Raw genomic sequence first — 13,768 nt, forward strand, 5'->3', positions numbered from 1 at the left:
TCGCTAACTTCCAAGCTGCCTTCGGTCGATCGGAAGAACTAGTTTATAATGGTAAAAAAGTGCGGATCTTACTGACTAAAAATCCCGCCAGTATGAATGAAACCATCCGCGCTGTCAGTCAAGTCAATCGATCGGGTGGTAGCTCGGTAAGCTTGATGATTCTCAACGATCGCACCCCCGATGGTACTGATGTCTCGTGGATTTGGGATGTGGATACTGAAAAATTTGTCAATGCTGGCGGGACGATCGTTGTCAGTGGCGATCGGGTTTACGATATGGCATTGCGATTGGAATACAGTAAAATCGACCCCAGTAGCGGTTGTAAAATTATCGTTAAAGAAGATCTCAAAGATGCGATCGATACTGCATTAGAACTCACCGCCACCACCGAAGTCCTCCATATCATTCCCACCTACTCTGCCATGTTAGACGTCCGCGAAATTTTAACTGGCAAAAAAATTCTCTAATCGATCGGGAGCATCCACATGACGGGTTTAGAGTTCCACAGCATTAGAGCGAAGTTGCCGATCGATACATTTAGTATAATCTTAATAATAAACATTTGAGATATCCCCATGTCTATAACTATCGAAACCGACCTCAAAGAAATACTTGATAAACTCGATCGGAAAATGGATCGGATGCAAGAAGACATGACAGAACTTAAACTCGGTCAAGCTAAAATAGAAGGTGACATTAAAGCTCTAGATAATAAAGGCTCGATAATTCAGCCAATAATTACGGGTATAACAGTAGCTTTTGTCGGTGGCGGATTATTAGCTCTTTATAAATATTTGCCATAGCAATAAGTAAGAATGTGCAATTTTTTATTAAATGTATAATATCTAAAACATATTTATTGAAAAATGCCCACCCTACTGTAGGCTAGACAGTTACTTACACAGCATTCTAGCGAAGTGCCGATCGATACATTTAATATAATTTCAATAACAACCACCATTTGAGATATCGCCATGACTATAACTATCGAAACCGACCTCAAAGAGAGACTGGATAAACTAGACCAGAAGATCGATCGACAGTTTGCACAGGTAGATCGACAGTTTGAGAAAATAGACCAGAAAATAGATCGGATGCAAGAAGGCATTACCAAACTTCAAATTGGTCAAGCTAAAATTGAAGGTGAGATTAAAGCTTTAGATAATAAAGGCTCGGTAATTCAGCCAATAATTACGGGTACAACAGTAGCTTTTGTAGGTGGAGGATTACTGGCTCTTTATAAATACTTACCATAGCAATAGATAGCTACGCGTAGAAATCAGGATGATGCTTGGCAAAGTTTTGAAGATGCAAGAATTACAGCCGATCTCTAAACTAATATTCACTATTCACTAGACATGGAATTAAAAATCGGCTGGCTCTATCCTACCCTCATGAGTACTTATGGCGATCGCGGGAATGTCATCGCCATCCAACAACGCGCTCAATGGCGGGGCATTAATGTCGAAGTTATCCCCTACGATCGCGATTCTCATCCCGATCTCATCCTCGAAGTTGATATCATGGCTGGCGGTGGTGCCCAAGATCGCCAACAAGAGATCGTCATGCGGGATCTCGCGGGAGCCAAAGCCGCAGCTATTAAAGCGAAACTCGATGCAGGCGCTCCGGGCGTATTTACCTGCGGTTCCCCACAACTATTGGGCAGATTTTACGAGCCGGGATTGGGCGAGAAAATTGAAGGGATGGGCATTATCGATCTGGAAACCAAACATCCCGGCATTGACACCCAGCGGTGTACTGGCAACGTGGTATTTGAGATTACTGCTAAAAGACTCGCTGCCGAACTTACCGAGCTACTCGGCGGGCAGAAACCCATCATCGTAGGTTTTGAAAATCACGGTGGGAGAACATATCTCGGCCCGAATGCTGAAGCTTTAGGAACGGTAATTAAGGGCTATGGTAATAATGCCACAGACGGCACTGAAGGCGCATTCTATCACAATGCGATCGCGACTTATTCCCACGGGCCACTGATTCCCAAAAATCCGTTTATCGCCGACTGGATGATTAAAACCGCACTCCAAAATAAGTATCAAACCGAAATTAATCTCGCACCATTAGATGACAGTTTAGCCGATCGAGCGCGGGCGGCGATGTTAAAGCGATTGGATATTAACTAAAAAGTTTTGAGGTTTTAGACTTTGGGCTTTGGGGATTGGAAGTTTCACAAATACGGAAATCACATACCAATCCAGCAACGCCACCAACCATAAATCCCCGACTTCTAGACAGAAGTCGGGGATTGATGAAACTCAGTAACTTTAGTCTGCGTTGACTTCTGGCGAAGACATCGGTAACTCGATTACTTGTTCGCCCTTAGCTGGCATTGCCAAAATCGGGTCGTTCAGTGCCAGCATTAATGGTGCGGGAGTTTTGGCTTTACTCGCTGCAAATTGGAACTGATGGTTATTACCGCCGAACAAACCACTCAATCCAGTCAGAGCTGCTACCAGTGTCGCGGCGATCGTGCCGCCGCCAATCCAAGCGAGTTTGCGGTTGCGCTGGCGATCGATTTTACCAAATACACCAGTTGATAAAGCTTGAGCAGACTGGCTGCTGGGTACACTCATCTGGGGGAATGCCTGATGAATCTTTTGCATCTGGCGATATTGATATTGCAACGCAGCATCATTGGCTAGCCAAGCTTCTACTTGCTGGCGTTCGCTGGCTGTGACTTCATCATCCAAATAGGCGCTCAGTAGCTCGAACCGCTCGTCTAAAAGGGCACCAGATCGCTCCCCATCGAAGTTGTCTGTCATGTTCCGATCCTCAATTCTCCTGTGTGTGGCCCAACTTCAAATAGTTTGTAATTTTAGCAAGCTAAATATCAATGTATTACTAATATTCCCCGATTGAGAATATTAGTTACGATTCAAAATAGCCAGTGAGCTGAGACTGCAATCCAGCTCTCGCTCTGGCAATCCGTGATTTCACAGTCCCGATCGAGACTCCGGTTACATCAGCAATCTCTTCGTATGACAATCCTTCGATTTCGCGGAGGACAATTGTCGTGCGGAAGGCGGCAGGTAAATTGGCGATCGCGGCTTTCAATTGGTCGTAAAATTCAACTGTACTCAGATGCTCGGAGGGATTGGGCGTATCGGAGGCGATATCCCACTCGATCGATCCGTCGCCAACATTAATCGGTGCGTCGAGCGACAGCGGTGGCGCGACTCGCTTGCGTTTGCGAAGCTCGTCGTAAAAAAGATTGGTGGCAATCCGACTCAACCACCCCCGGAATTTTTCGGGTTCATTGAGACTCTTGATATTTTTGTAGACTCGAATCCACACTTCCTGAGCTAGATCCGCTCGATCTTGCCAATCTGGAGCCAAGTGATACAAGATCCGATCTACATGAGACTGATGCCGACGCATTAGTTCGGCTACTGCTGCTCGATCTGTACGCAGTCCAGACTGAGCGAGCAAAATTAGCTCATTGTTCGGTAATTTATCTAATTTAGCTACTTGCACTCTGGTTCGAGGGAGGTTTTCCTCAAGCTGGGACCAAGATAGGGAAAGTGATTGACTCATGGTGACTATGGTTGTGCGAGCATCCTCTCCTTCCATGACCATCATTCATCGGGCGATGTTCCCAAATCTCCACTCTTAAGATCTGGGGTGAGAAAACCAACTCTGGTCTTCTCACCCGCTCGGACTTATGCCTTAATCTTGAGAAGTTCGACATCAAATATCAGAGTAGCATTCGGAGGAATCACACCACCAGCACCGCGCGCACCATATCCAAGATCTGCGGGAATAATCAGCTTGCGACGACCGCCCACTTTCATCGTGCTGAGTCCTTCATCCCAACCCTTAATTACTTGACCTTCACCAATCTGGAACTCAAAGGCGGAGTTGCGATCGCGTGAACTGTCAAATTTCTTGCCATTTTCGAGGGTACCAGTATAGTGAACCGATACGGTTTGACCTTTGGCAGGAGTTTCGCCCGTTCCTTCGGCCAGCTCGACGTATTTTAGCCCCGAGGCTGTTGTCACTTGATTTTCGTTATCCATAGCAATTAGGTTGGAGGGTGCGGGTGTAGACTGATTTACAGTAGCAACTGGATTGGTCTGAAGGATGGCTTCGGCAGTTGCATCTGGTGTTCCGACAGCAAACTGAAAGACTAGGATCAGAATACCGCAGCCCAGCATCAATCCTAAACTAACTAAAATTTCTTTCATACTCAATTCAAATTGAACCACTATCTGATTATAGTCATCAGCGGAGAGTGGCACAGCGATCGAGCGATAACTTCAAATCTTGAAGTATTACCCTCGACTTACTTCCATAGCTTATTTTCCAGCTCCCGCACTTGACGTTCGAGTCTGTCGATGCGTCCGCGCAGCTCGTCCATTTCGGCTTGACGGGGTACTCCCAAATCCTGCATGGTGTTGCGAATCATCCGCTGCATCTGCACTTCAAAGTGCGCCGGATCGAGCTTCATTTGCCCCATCAGGTCATCGACAAATGATTTGGCTTGGTCGGGATTGATTTTACCTTCTTTGACCCATTGTTCGCTGACTTCGCGGACGCGATCGGCTACCAAGGAGGTAGTACCGATGCCGAGCATCAAAATCTGTTGTAACCAGTTATTGTTGTCCATAGCCTGTATTCGATCGTTATCCTTATTTTAGGCGGCAGGACGATCCTCGATCGGGTAGATATCCGAATATACTCAGTGAGCTTTCTGCATGTTAGCAGGGGGAAGGAATAGGGAATAGGAAATAGCTGGCGTGGGAGATTATTGCGCTCGGGTCTATGATGGCAGTTCGACAACTTGGCTACACCAGTGGTTTTCGAGATTTTGCGACCCCAAAATTGTAAATTGAATTACTGTCTCGGGCCAAATCCACCGAATCTCATTACTAATTTTTTGACGTTTTTGACTCAGCCGCTTATAAATAATTTGATTTTTACATAGTATTTCTAAACTGATGACGATCGAGTTTTGCTCGATCTCTCGAAACAGCGATCGATCGAGCAAAGCGCGGGTGCTACTATTAAACTGATTGTAAAAAAGTCTCAGCCGATCGCCAAAAGTCTCTTCAGTATACAGATCGTCCCAATTTAATGATGGGCAGAATAAATAATCTTCTTCTTCTGGTTCTAAGAAATACATACAAAAGATTTGGTAGTAATGCCACAAGAGGATCGAGCAGATAAGACAGCCTTTTCACCTGTGCTTATTGTCGATGAATCTCATGCGAATTAGATCGGACTTTTGTATGAGATTTGAGTGCTAAATTAGCGACTTTTCCCTGAACCAGCTCAAAAATTATCGCTGGGTTGCAAATTTTGCTGCGACAATTCCACCCAGAAAGCCAAATAAATGTCCTTCCCACGAGATCCCTGGCATGGAAGGGAGTACTCCCCACAAAACGCTACCATAGGTGGCACCCACAAATAAAGCAATGAGGCCCGAACTAACGCGGCGATCGAAATAGTAGCGAGCGAGTAGATATCCTAAGTAGCCAAAAATTACCCCACTAGCACCGATATGGACGCTGTTACTAGCGCCAAATAACCAAGTACCCACACCACCCAAAACCATACAAATGACTGACACGCTGACAAAGTTAGCGATACTTTGCGACATAATCAGCCAACCGAGAATGATAAATGGCACGGTATTGGCGCTCAGATGCGCGAAATTACCATGCAGGAAAGGTGAAAACAAAATCCCTCGTAATCCGATCGCCTGACGAGGGATAATGCCCAGAAGGTCGAGTCCCTGTCTAAACACGAATGTATCGAGTATTTCCAGTCCCCACATCAAACCCACGAGCGTCCCGAGCATCAAGATCTGAGTTCTAATTTCGACGACTACTGCTTTCATCGCTGTACTTATGTCCTAGGTGAAATTAATACTAACTACTACTTTAAGTTTAACAATTCCCGAATAGATTTTGGAATTAGTGAATGGTGGATAGTGACCAGAGCCTAAAACCTAAAGCCTAAAGCCTAAAACCTAATTCAAAGCCTAATTCACAGCTCTCGCATCATCGAGATCGATCGAGGCTGATAACCCAATTGCTGATATAAATCGATCGCGGGTTGATTGGTCGTAAATACCTGCAACCCAATTTGAGTATAACCTTGCGCTTTAGTCCAGGTTTCTAAATGTTCTAGCAATGCGCGACCGATTCCTTGCCGACGATACAGCGGCTCGACGTACACTAAAAAAATATTTGGATGGCGAATTCCAGTCACTTGATCGACGGCGATACCTACCCACAGACAGGCGATCTTCGAGTTGCGCTCTCGATCGGTTGTCGTGACAAACCATAATGGAGTCTGGGCGCTCAAGTAGCGATCGACTGTAGATTGGAGATGCTGATAATCTTGCTGTTGGGGATAAAGTTCTTGGTAGGTAATCTGGAGAAATTTCAGCAGGGTCGTCAGATCGAGTGTATTACCCGTAACTAATTGATATTGTGTCGAGTTGGGGAAAAGATAAGTAGTCACATGCAGGAGATTAAATCGGTCATCTCGCTTCCAAGAGCGGTAGCGATACCGCGTAGCGTAGCGCACCGACAACACAGGTGTAAACGATCGTCGCCGATCTTAACGTGCAGTGACTACTAAGAGTTAAGTTTCAGCCGATCGCCACGATAAGGACTGATGTAGTTTGGTATTGTAGAAAATCGTTAGATTTAGGAGCTAGTCATGATTTCTACTTCAGCCACTACGTTTGAGTTAGCCCAAATCGGCTCCGAAATTCCAAGTATCTGCGGACGAGAAGCGGAGATAAATGCTGCTGTCAACCATACCGAATTAGTCTTTCTCCCGACTAGCAATCTACATTTAGCCGAGATGACTGCGGGATTTGCGTGCGCGCTACATATGCACCAACCCACGATTCCGGCTGGCTCCCAGGGTGAACTTATCGGACATCTGCAATATATGTTCGAGCATCAAGGTGAAGGTGACAATCACAATGCGGGTGTGTTTGCCTGGTGCTATGCGCGGATGGGTGAATTTATCCCCGATCTCGTCGCACAAGGTTGCAACCCCCGCATCATGTTGGACTATTCGGGAAACTTGCTGTGGGGATTGCAGCAGATGGGGCGAAATGACATCCTAGACCACCTGAAAAAGATTACCTGCGACGCACTGTATCAGCCGCATGTCGAGTGGCTGGGGACGATGTGGAGCCATGCAGTAGTACCTTCGACTCCCACTCCCGACATCAAATTGCAAATCCAAGCTTGGCAACATCATTTCGCGTCTATATTTGGGATGGAGGCACTCCAGCGCGTCAAAGGTTTCTCGCCCCCAGAGATGCACCTCCCCAATCATCCCGATGTCCTGTATGCCTATATCAAAGCTCTCAAAGAATGCGGTTATCGTTGGTTAATGGTGCAGGAACATTCTGTCGAACAGCTCGATGGTGCGAGTCTATCTCAAGATAATAAATACTTACCCAATCGCTTAGTCGCTCGCAATTCTCAAGGCGAAACAATTAGCATTACCGCCTTAATTAAAACCCAAGGTTCGGATACCAAATTAGTCGCTCAAATGCAGCCTTATTATGAAGCAAAAAGTCGCGGCAAACAGCAACTAGCAGGGAAATCGATTCCTTGTCTAGTCACCCAAATTGCCGATGGTGAAAATGGTGGCGTGATGATGAATGAATTCCCCCGCGATTTTCCCCGTCCGTGGCAAGAAATGAAGGGTCAAACTAATGGTGTTGTCGGCTGCAACGGTACGGAATATTTAGAACTACTCGCAAGTATCGGCATCACTGAAGCAGATTATCCAGTCTGTCAGGGCGTGCAGCAGCACAAAATTTGGCAATTAGTTACTCCAGCGCAAACCGATACAAAATCGGTCGAAAATGCGATCGTGGCACTGAAGGCAACCGACCATCAATTTCATATGGATGGTGCATCTTGGACTGATAATCTCAGTTGGGTACAAGGATATGAAAATGTCCTCGAACCGATGTATCAACTTAGTGCGCTCTTTCACCAAAAGTTTGATGCACTAGTAGCCGCCGACCCGACAGTGACGACTCGATCGGATTATCAAGCAGCTTTACTCTACAATTTGTTGGTGCAAACTAGTTGTTTTCGCTACTGGGGACAAGGCACATGGACTGAGTACGCCCGAGAATTATATCGGCGGGGATTAGAGTTAGTAAGCAGCTAATTTATTCCACTTAACCGATCGAATTTTAGTAAATATACATCCGTATTTATGCGCCGCGATACGATTTTTTATCGGTTATTTCAGCAATTACCAACTTTATTGTTCGAGCTGCTTCCTAACCCACCTGAAAATGCTGCTGAATATGTCTTTGATGCGATAGAGGTAAAGGAAACAGCATTTAGGATGGATGGGGTGTTTATCCCGCCCACCCCATCTGGAATTCTCTATTTCTGTGAAGCGCAATTTCAACTCGACGAGTTGCTCTATGAGCGGATGCTTGCTGAAATTAGTATCTATGTCTACCGTCAGCGAGAAAGATTCTCAGATTGGCAAGCAGTAGTAATTTATCCCTCCCGAAATATCGAGCAATCCCGGCTGGATACCGTGCGAGAGCTGTTAGCAAGCGGACGGATTACAAGGATTTACTTGAATGAATTGGGGGAGAGAGAAAACTTACCCATCGGTCTAGGATTAATGGTGTTGACGACGCTAGAGGGAGAGCGAGCAAAAGCGAAGGCCAGAACATTAATCGCACAGGCACAGGGTAGTAGAGATATAATTAATTTAGTGTCCACGATTGTCTTGTATAAGTTCGATAATCTGAGTAGAGATGAGGTAAATCTGATGTTAGGAATTGAGTTACAACAGACACGAGTATATCGAGATGCTCGCACGGATGAAGGAAGATCCCTAGTGCTAAGACAACTAGCTCGAAAGTTTGGAACTATTAGTCCTGAAATTCAGGCACAAGTAAATAGTCTGACACTCGATCGAGTCGAATCTCTCGCTGAGGATTTGTTGGACTTTACCCAGATGGCAGATTTGATTAACTGGCTAGATCTCGATTCTCTTTCAGAGAGGCTATGCCAACGAACATCAGCTTAAAGGAAGATAGTCAATGTTTCTAATATTACTGGCAATCTCTCTAAAATAAAGTCTTCGGTCGGACTCGATTTGCTTCATCTACTAACACGATCTTCTCTTCGCCAGTGCTCAAGTGTGCCAGCGAGCGCAAGACTTTTTCTAACCCTTGGCGGAGCTTAATTTCCTCTAAAGGTTGACCTAAAATCATCAGATTATTCTGAGCGGTAATTGCTTTTGATGTGAGTAAATCTAGAGCGGTTTCTAATACTTGCCGATCGAGTCGATGCTTTTCAATTCCTTCCAAAGTTAGGGCTTCGATTGTGGCATTTGCCGATTTGAGTTCGGCGATCGTTGGTTGGGGATGTTGGGGAATATTCGTAGCGACGGGTAATTGTCGATCGACTAAAATGCGCGTAATTTCAACTTTGGCTCTAGTGTAGAGAGTGGATGTGGGTGGGACTTGTTGGAGAGCTGTAACGGCGGCGTTGCGATCGCCCTGCATCAGGCGACAACGGGCTAAACCGAAGGCAGCAGTGGGATAATTGAGATCCGTCCGCTCGACTAGTTCGTACATCTGGGCGGCGAGTTTGTAGTTTTGTCCTTGCTCGGCGGCGAGCGCAAATGCGAGTTTTGGCGCGAGTTCGCCTGGTAGATCGAAATAGACGCGATCGAAGGCTGCTTGGGCTTCTTGGGGGCGGTTTTGAGCGAGGAGACATTTACCGCGATACCAGTCTACCCGCCAATCCCAGGCATCTTGCTGGGCTACTCGATCGAGGAACATTTCGGCTTCGGTATAGTCATGAGTAGCGATTGCCACCGGAGTGGTGCTACTTTGTGGCGAACGGACAGCCATGCAGCCGCGATCGATGAAATTATTTGCCAGTCGGAGCTTAGCTTCGATCGAGGTGGGTAGTTGCTTGACAACTTGCCGCAATTGGTCGAGCCGCCGATCGAGATCTGTCATCATGCTGGCATTCAGAATGGCATTGAAGCCGGGGTCTTTGGCATCGATGAGCAAATTGGGCAAATGCAAGTAACTAGGCTCGATCGGGTTAAAATCGCCTCCTGATGTTGTCGCCAATCGATCGCCGTCGAACAGTAGACTAGTCGCAGGACGCGGCATATTAGTCTCGACAGCCACAACTTCGCGCAATACGCCTAAAAGTTGCTCCGCCATCTCTTCGGCACTCTGGAAGCGATCGTCGGCGGCTGGTGCGGTGGCTTTGAGCAAGAAGCGATACAGGGATTCTTGCTGGGCAAACACAGTATCCGACTCGGCACTGGGGAGAGTGTATTGATGCTCGGTGCTAAACCCAGAGATATTCGTAACTAATACGGCTAAAGTACGCCCGATCGTAAATAAATCCGAGACAATTGTCGGCCCTTCACCAGCTTCAGGAGCAGCATACCCGATCGTCCCATAAATATCGCCGTCGGGGTCATCTATTTTACGCGCACCACCCAAATCGATCAGCTTAATATCATCCCCTTCGAGCATGACGTTATCCGGCTTGAAGTCGCAGTACACCAAACCGAGCTGGTGGAGATAGGCAAATGCCCCCAACACCCGATGAATATACGCAATGGCTTCCGATACGGGTAGTGTCCCTCGCGCTTTGCGAATTTCCTTAAGCGTTTTGCCACCGACGTACTCCATCACGATATAGCCTTCCGCATCGTGGGTGACGAAGTTGTAAATCCCCACGATATTCGGATGTTTGACTGCTGCCAAAAATTGCCGTTCGGCTAAGGCTACCGCCGCACTCGCGGCATCTTCACTATTTAGCAAGCCTTTGAGGACGACATATCGGGATAACAAATTGTCGAATCCCAGATAAATCCAGCCTAATCCACCATACGCGATCGCGCCTTTAACTTCATACTGTCCGCCGACGACATCCCCAGGCGCGAGACTGGGGACAAAATTATATTTTTGCCCGCATTTAGTGCAAAAACCTTTATCTCTTTTGACAGCCTGATTGCAACCCGCACAAAACCGTTTATTCTCAGGTACCTTCGCCTCGACGAGCACCGCTAATTCTGGCGCAGTGGATGGCAATTCGGGAATCGAAACCAATCCCGCACCCAGTTGGCGGCGACTGCTTTTGCCCACTGTCGGCGTACTCCGCCGGGTACCGCGCGACGATCGATTATTAGTGGGACTCGATCCGGTACTAGTGACTGAGGCACTATTGCGTGAGGTTTTCAGACTCTGGGATGTCTGAGCTGGTTTATTGCTGGCGGTTGCCGCTAGCGCCATATCTAGTTCGGATTGGGATTTGAGTGCCGCCATCCCACAGGTATCGCAATAACCATCATCGATCGTGCCGTTACAGTTGTTTCGAGTGCAAGTTAGTTTTGACATACCTGGATAGTAAGGGCAAGTGAGCAACGTACTTAGTTATTCAAAGATTGGGAATAAATATTACAGAATATGCAATGCGAAGATGAGAAAAATTACAGCTAGACCCCAATTATATAAATATTTTTGCCACCTTCAACGATATTGGCTAAAAGATAGGCAGTCACTTTTAGATCCTAAGTAACTTGGGCTGGTGTTGACAGTTAGTTTTCAATGTGCAAACATGCTTAGATAGAAGCATATAACTCTCCATACTTGCTGCATGTTGTTTGACATAACTAATCCTAAATATCTCAAGGCAAGCTCCTATGCACCTTATTTCTGCTGGCAAGCTCAAAGAAGCATCCGCCTTATATCCTGATGTAGCGGAAATAATTAAGAACTTTTACAAAAAGGTCGAGAAGTCAGCATGGCAGAATCTAATCGACGTACAGCAAGACTACCGAACGGCTGAAGCTGTTGGTAACTTTACTGTTTTCAATATTAAAGGTAATAAATATCGACTGATTCTCGATATTGATTATGAGGAACAAGTAGCTTATTTTAAGTATTTTTTAACCCATGCCGAATATGATAAAGAGCAGTGGAAAAATGACTCATACTATTAGCCAAGAGAACTATATCGATATATTAGAGCGCGATCGCATTATTCCCAAAATTATTGAAACAAAAGAAGAATACGAACAATTTTTGACTGAAGCTGAAAAACTAATTTCAAAAAAACAGCATCGTACTATTGAAGAAACAGTCTTGTTTAGATTATTAGTTAAGCTGATTAAAGACTATGAAGAGGAAACATATTTACTCAAAGAATGGTCGCAGACAGCACCTCACGAACTGCTCCAGCATTTAATGGCAGCTAGAGATATGAAGCAAGTAGATTTGGTAGGTGTACTCAGTCCATCAAAAGGTCTGGTATCTTCGATCGTTAATGGCAAGCGGGCTATTAGTAAAGCACAAGCCAAGAAATTAGGAGAGATTTTTAATATTTCTGCAAGTGCATTTATTTAGCGATCGCTAAGCTATGAAAAATTATGCTCACTCATAGCAGTTATTATATCGGTTGCAGCAGTAAAACAGATACCCGACTTTTTAAAAAGTCGGGTATCTTGCAAACTTGTTATAATTTATTCAAATCGATCGGCATGGGCATGGTAACGTCAATATCTCTAAACCGCATCAAACTTAGTGCAGGACAACGAATCTATCTATCCGATGTGAGCTGGGCAGAATTCGAGCAGGTGTTGCTCGAATTAGGCGAAAAGAGAGCTACTAGGATTGCTTATTATGATGGGGAATTAGAAATTAGAATGCCATTGCCGGAACACGAACGGATTAAAGTCTTGGTTAGTAATTTACTCGTCGTGTTGCTGGAAGAATTAGATTTGCCCTGGGAATCACTGGGTTCGACTACATTTAAAAACGATCGGATGAAAACTGGCATCGAGCCTGATGATTGCTTTTATCTCAAAAATTGTCAAGCAATAGTTGGTAAGAAACGACTAGACTTAGCAATCGATCCACCTCCAGATCTGGCAATCGAAATAGATTTAACTTCGGCTACTCAGCTAAGTGCCTATGAAGCTCTGGGCGTACCAGAAATTTGGCGATATCGGCAAGGTAAATTAGCGATTTTTGTACTGTTGCAGGGGCATTATCAAGAATCTCCGACTAGTTCATTATTTCCCACGCTACCGATTAATGAGGGATTTTCGCGCATTTTAGAGCGTTCGGAAATATTGATGAGTGAAGCTAGAAAGGAGTTTCGGCTGTGGGTGCGACAGAATTTAGCAATAGCTCAATAAACTCAAAAAAAGGTGTACTCTACAGTACACCTTTTAAACTAATATTAGATTTCTAAATCGATTATTCGCCGACTGGTGCTAGCAAGTCTGGTGCCGCAGCGGGGATTGCTTCCTGCTTGGGAGTAACGACTGCTTTGCCATCTTCGCCGATATCGACGATCGAGGTGTCACCTTCTTTGAGACGACCGGAGAGCATTTCCTCGGCGAGGATGTCTTCGAGCAGGCGCATAATCGCCCGACGGAGCGGACGCGCACCGTAGGCAGGATTGTAGCCTTCGTCGATCAAACGGTCTTTGAACCGATCGGTAACTTCAAGCTGGATGCCTTGTTGAGTCAGGCGACCGAAGAGATCTTTGAGCATAATGTCGGCGATCTCTTTGACTTCTGGCTTGGTAAGCTGTTGGAAGACGATGATTTCATCCAAACGGTTGAGGAACTCTGGACGGAAGTAGTTTTTGAGTTCTTCGTTGACCAAGCTGCGAATCCGGTTGTAAGTAGCTTCGGTTTTGTTGTCGGTGAACTCGAATCCGAGACCGCCGCCGCCTTTTTCGATTACTTTAGAACC

At 45.8% G+C, this 13,768-nt stretch carries 17 protein-coding genes and 1 pseudogene; 9 read left to right on the plus strand and 9 right to left on the minus strand.

The genetic code is table 11. The annotated features are described in order from the left end of the window. The 4 genes from RMO52_RS22870 to RMO52_RS22885 all read left to right on the plus strand — a co-directional run. Positions 1 to 467: DUF1727 domain-containing protein (locus RMO52_RS22870; RefSeq protein ID WP_310418946.1), on the plus strand; the 467-nt coding region annotated here is incomplete at its 5' end. A 108-nt stretch (positions 468 to 575) separates the two neighbouring features. Beyond that, on the plus strand, positions 576 to 803 hold the full coding sequence (locus tag RMO52_RS22875; RefSeq protein ID WP_309738399.1) for a hypothetical protein: 228 nt from the start codon (positions 576 to 578) through the stop codon (positions 801 to 803). Between the two features lie 171 nt (positions 804 to 974). Further along, positions 975 to 1,256, plus strand: coding sequence for a hypothetical protein (locus tag RMO52_RS22880; RefSeq protein ID WP_310418949.1), 282 nt, complete (start codon positions 975 to 977; stop codon positions 1,254 to 1,256). A gap of 102 nt (positions 1,257 to 1,358) precedes the next feature. After that, on the plus strand, positions 1,359 to 2,141 hold the full coding sequence (locus RMO52_RS22885) for a cobalamin biosynthesis protein CobQ (RefSeq protein ID WP_309738397.1): 783 nt from the start codon (positions 1,359 to 1,361) through the stop codon (positions 2,139 to 2,141). A gap of 141 nt (positions 2,142 to 2,282) precedes the next feature. Here RMO52_RS22885 and RMO52_RS22890 read toward each other — a convergent pair whose 3' ends face one another. From RMO52_RS22890 to RMO52_RS22920, 7 genes are all read right to left on the minus strand, one after another. After that, a complete protein-coding gene (locus RMO52_RS22890) occupies positions 2,283 to 2,780 on the minus strand; it encodes a Fis family transcriptional regulator (RefSeq protein WP_310418952.1) in 498 nt (165 codons plus the stop codon). A 106-nt stretch (positions 2,781 to 2,886) separates the two neighbouring features. After that, complete coding sequence (locus RMO52_RS22895) at positions 2,887 to 3,552, minus strand: sigma-70 family RNA polymerase sigma factor (protein ID WP_310418955.1); 666 nt, start codon at positions 3,550 to 3,552, stop codon at positions 2,887 to 2,889. Positions 3,553 to 3,677: 125 nt separating this feature from the next. Then, on the minus strand, positions 3,678 to 4,202 hold the full coding sequence (locus RMO52_RS22900) for an FKBP-type peptidyl-prolyl cis-trans isomerase (RefSeq protein ID WP_309738394.1): 525 nt from the start codon (positions 4,200 to 4,202) through the stop codon (positions 3,678 to 3,680). 98 nt (positions 4,203 to 4,300) lie between these two features. Further along, positions 4,301 to 4,624, minus strand: a complete 324-nt coding sequence (locus tag RMO52_RS22905; protein ID WP_309738393.1) for a phasin family protein — start codon at positions 4,622 to 4,624, stop codon at positions 4,301 to 4,303. A 153-nt stretch (positions 4,625 to 4,777) separates the two neighbouring features. Continuing rightward, entirely contained in the window at positions 4,778 to 5,140 is a 363-nt protein-coding gene (locus RMO52_RS22910) for a hypothetical protein (protein ID WP_309738392.1), read from the minus strand. 156 nt (positions 5,141 to 5,296) lie between these two features. Beyond that, the gene (locus RMO52_RS22915; protein WP_310418958.1) at positions 5,297 to 5,857 is read right to left on the minus strand and encodes a rhomboid family intramembrane serine protease; all 561 of its coding nucleotides are present in this window, start codon (positions 5,855 to 5,857) and stop codon (positions 5,297 to 5,299) included. A gap of 149 nt (positions 5,858 to 6,006) precedes the next feature. Continuing rightward, a complete protein-coding gene (locus RMO52_RS22920; RefSeq protein ID WP_309744411.1) occupies positions 6,007 to 6,486 on the minus strand; it encodes a GNAT family N-acetyltransferase in 480 nt (159 codons plus the stop codon). 201 nt (positions 6,487 to 6,687) lie between these two features. Between RMO52_RS22920 and RMO52_RS22925 the strand changes: the two genes are divergently transcribed. Beyond that, on the plus strand, positions 6,688 to 8,172 hold the full coding sequence (locus RMO52_RS22925) for a glycosyl hydrolase family 57 (protein WP_310418961.1): 1,485 nt from the start codon (positions 6,688 to 6,690) through the stop codon (positions 8,170 to 8,172). Positions 8,173 to 8,220: 48 nt separating this feature from the next. After that, positions 8,221 to 9,057, plus strand: a complete 837-nt coding sequence (locus RMO52_RS22930) for an Rpn family recombination-promoting nuclease/putative transposase (RefSeq protein WP_310418964.1) — start codon at positions 8,221 to 8,223, stop codon at positions 9,055 to 9,057. Positions 9,058 to 9,097: 40 nt separating this feature from the next. Here the strand turns inward: RMO52_RS22930 and RMO52_RS22935 are convergent, their stop codons facing one another. Continuing rightward, complete coding sequence (locus RMO52_RS22935) at positions 9,098 to 11,401, minus strand: tetratricopeptide repeat protein (RefSeq protein WP_310418967.1); 2,304 nt, start codon at positions 11,399 to 11,401, stop codon at positions 9,098 to 9,100. A gap of 305 nt (positions 11,402 to 11,706) precedes the next feature. Between RMO52_RS22935 and RMO52_RS22940 the strand changes: the two genes are divergently transcribed. From RMO52_RS22940 to RMO52_RS22950, 3 genes are read left to right on the plus strand one after another with little or no spacing between them, the layout of a single operon-like run. After that, positions 11,707 to 12,006, plus strand: coding sequence for a type II toxin-antitoxin system HigB family toxin (locus tag RMO52_RS22940; RefSeq protein ID WP_309739658.1), 300 nt, complete (start codon positions 11,707 to 11,709; stop codon positions 12,004 to 12,006). Continuing rightward, on the plus strand, positions 11,990 to 12,409 hold the full coding sequence (locus RMO52_RS22945) for a transcriptional regulator (protein ID WP_309739660.1): 420 nt from the start codon (positions 11,990 to 11,992) through the stop codon (positions 12,407 to 12,409). Before RMO52_RS22940 ends, RMO52_RS22945 begins: the two co-directional genes overlap by 17 nt. A gap of 23 nt (positions 12,410 to 12,432) precedes the next feature. Further along, positions 12,433 to 13,203 (plus strand): Uma2 family endonuclease, encoded by a 771-nt coding sequence (locus RMO52_RS22950; protein ID WP_309739662.1) that lies wholly within the window; start codon positions 12,433 to 12,435, stop codon positions 13,201 to 13,203. 61 nt (positions 13,204 to 13,264) lie between these two features. Here the strand turns inward: RMO52_RS22950 and RMO52_RS22955 are convergent. Next, a pseudogene (locus RMO52_RS22955) lies at positions 13,265 to 13,768 on the minus strand (ATP-dependent Clp protease ATP-binding subunit ClpC); the annotation flags it as partial.

Source organism: Chamaesiphon sp. OTE_8_metabat_110 (genome assembly GCF_031382685.1).
Classification (GTDB): Bacteria; Cyanobacteriota; Cyanobacteriia; order Cyanobacteriales; family Chamaesiphonaceae; genus Chamaesiphon.

Excerpts from the sequence above, each read along its gene's own strand:
- RMO52_RS22905 (WP_309738393.1), bottom strand. The coding sequence starts at position 4,624 with ATGGACAACAATAACTGGTTACAACAGATTTTGATGCTCGGCATCGGT.
- RMO52_RS22945 (WP_309739660.1), top strand. The coding sequence starts at position 11,990 with ATGACTCATACTATTAGCCAAGAGAACTATATCGATATATTAGAGCGC.
- RMO52_RS22895 (WP_310418955.1), bottom strand. The coding sequence starts at position 3,552 with ATGAGTCAATCACTTTCCCTATCTTGGTCCCAGCTTGAGGAAAACCTC.
- RMO52_RS22925 (WP_310418961.1), top strand. The coding sequence starts at position 6,688 with ATGATTTCTACTTCAGCCACTACGTTTGAGTTAGCCCAAATCGGCTCC.
- RMO52_RS22910 (WP_309738392.1), bottom strand. The coding sequence starts at position 5,140 with ATGTATTTCTTAGAACCAGAAGAAGAAGATTATTTATTCTGCCCATCA.
- RMO52_RS22940 (WP_309739658.1), top strand. The coding sequence starts at position 11,707 with ATGCACCTTATTTCTGCTGGCAAGCTCAAAGAAGCATCCGCCTTATAT.
- RMO52_RS22915 (WP_310418958.1), bottom strand. The coding sequence starts at position 5,857 with ATGAAAGCAGTAGTCGTCGAAATTAGAACTCAGATCTTGATGCTCGGG.
- RMO52_RS22930 (WP_310418964.1), top strand. The coding sequence starts at position 8,221 with ATGCGCCGCGATACGATTTTTTATCGGTTATTTCAGCAATTACCAACT.
- RMO52_RS22885 (WP_309738397.1), top strand. The coding sequence starts at position 1,359 with ATGGAATTAAAAATCGGCTGGCTCTATCCTACCCTCATGAGTACTTAT.
- RMO52_RS22880 (WP_310418949.1), top strand. The coding sequence starts at position 975 with ATGACTATAACTATCGAAACCGACCTCAAAGAGAGACTGGATAAACTA.
- RMO52_RS22890 (WP_310418952.1), bottom strand. The coding sequence starts at position 2,780 with ATGACAGACAACTTCGATGGGGAGCGATCTGGTGCCCTTTTAGACGAG.
- RMO52_RS22875 (WP_309738399.1), top strand. The coding sequence starts at position 576 with ATGTCTATAACTATCGAAACCGACCTCAAAGAAATACTTGATAAACTC.
- RMO52_RS22900 (WP_309738394.1), bottom strand. The coding sequence starts at position 4,202 with ATGAAAGAAATTTTAGTTAGTTTAGGATTGATGCTGGGCTGCGGTATT.
- RMO52_RS22935 (WP_310418967.1), bottom strand. The coding sequence starts at position 11,401 with ATGTCAAAACTAACTTGCACTCGAAACAACTGTAACGGCACGATCGAT.
- RMO52_RS22950 (WP_309739662.1), top strand. The coding sequence starts at position 12,433 with ATGCTCACTCATAGCAGTTATTATATCGGTTGCAGCAGTAAAACAGAT.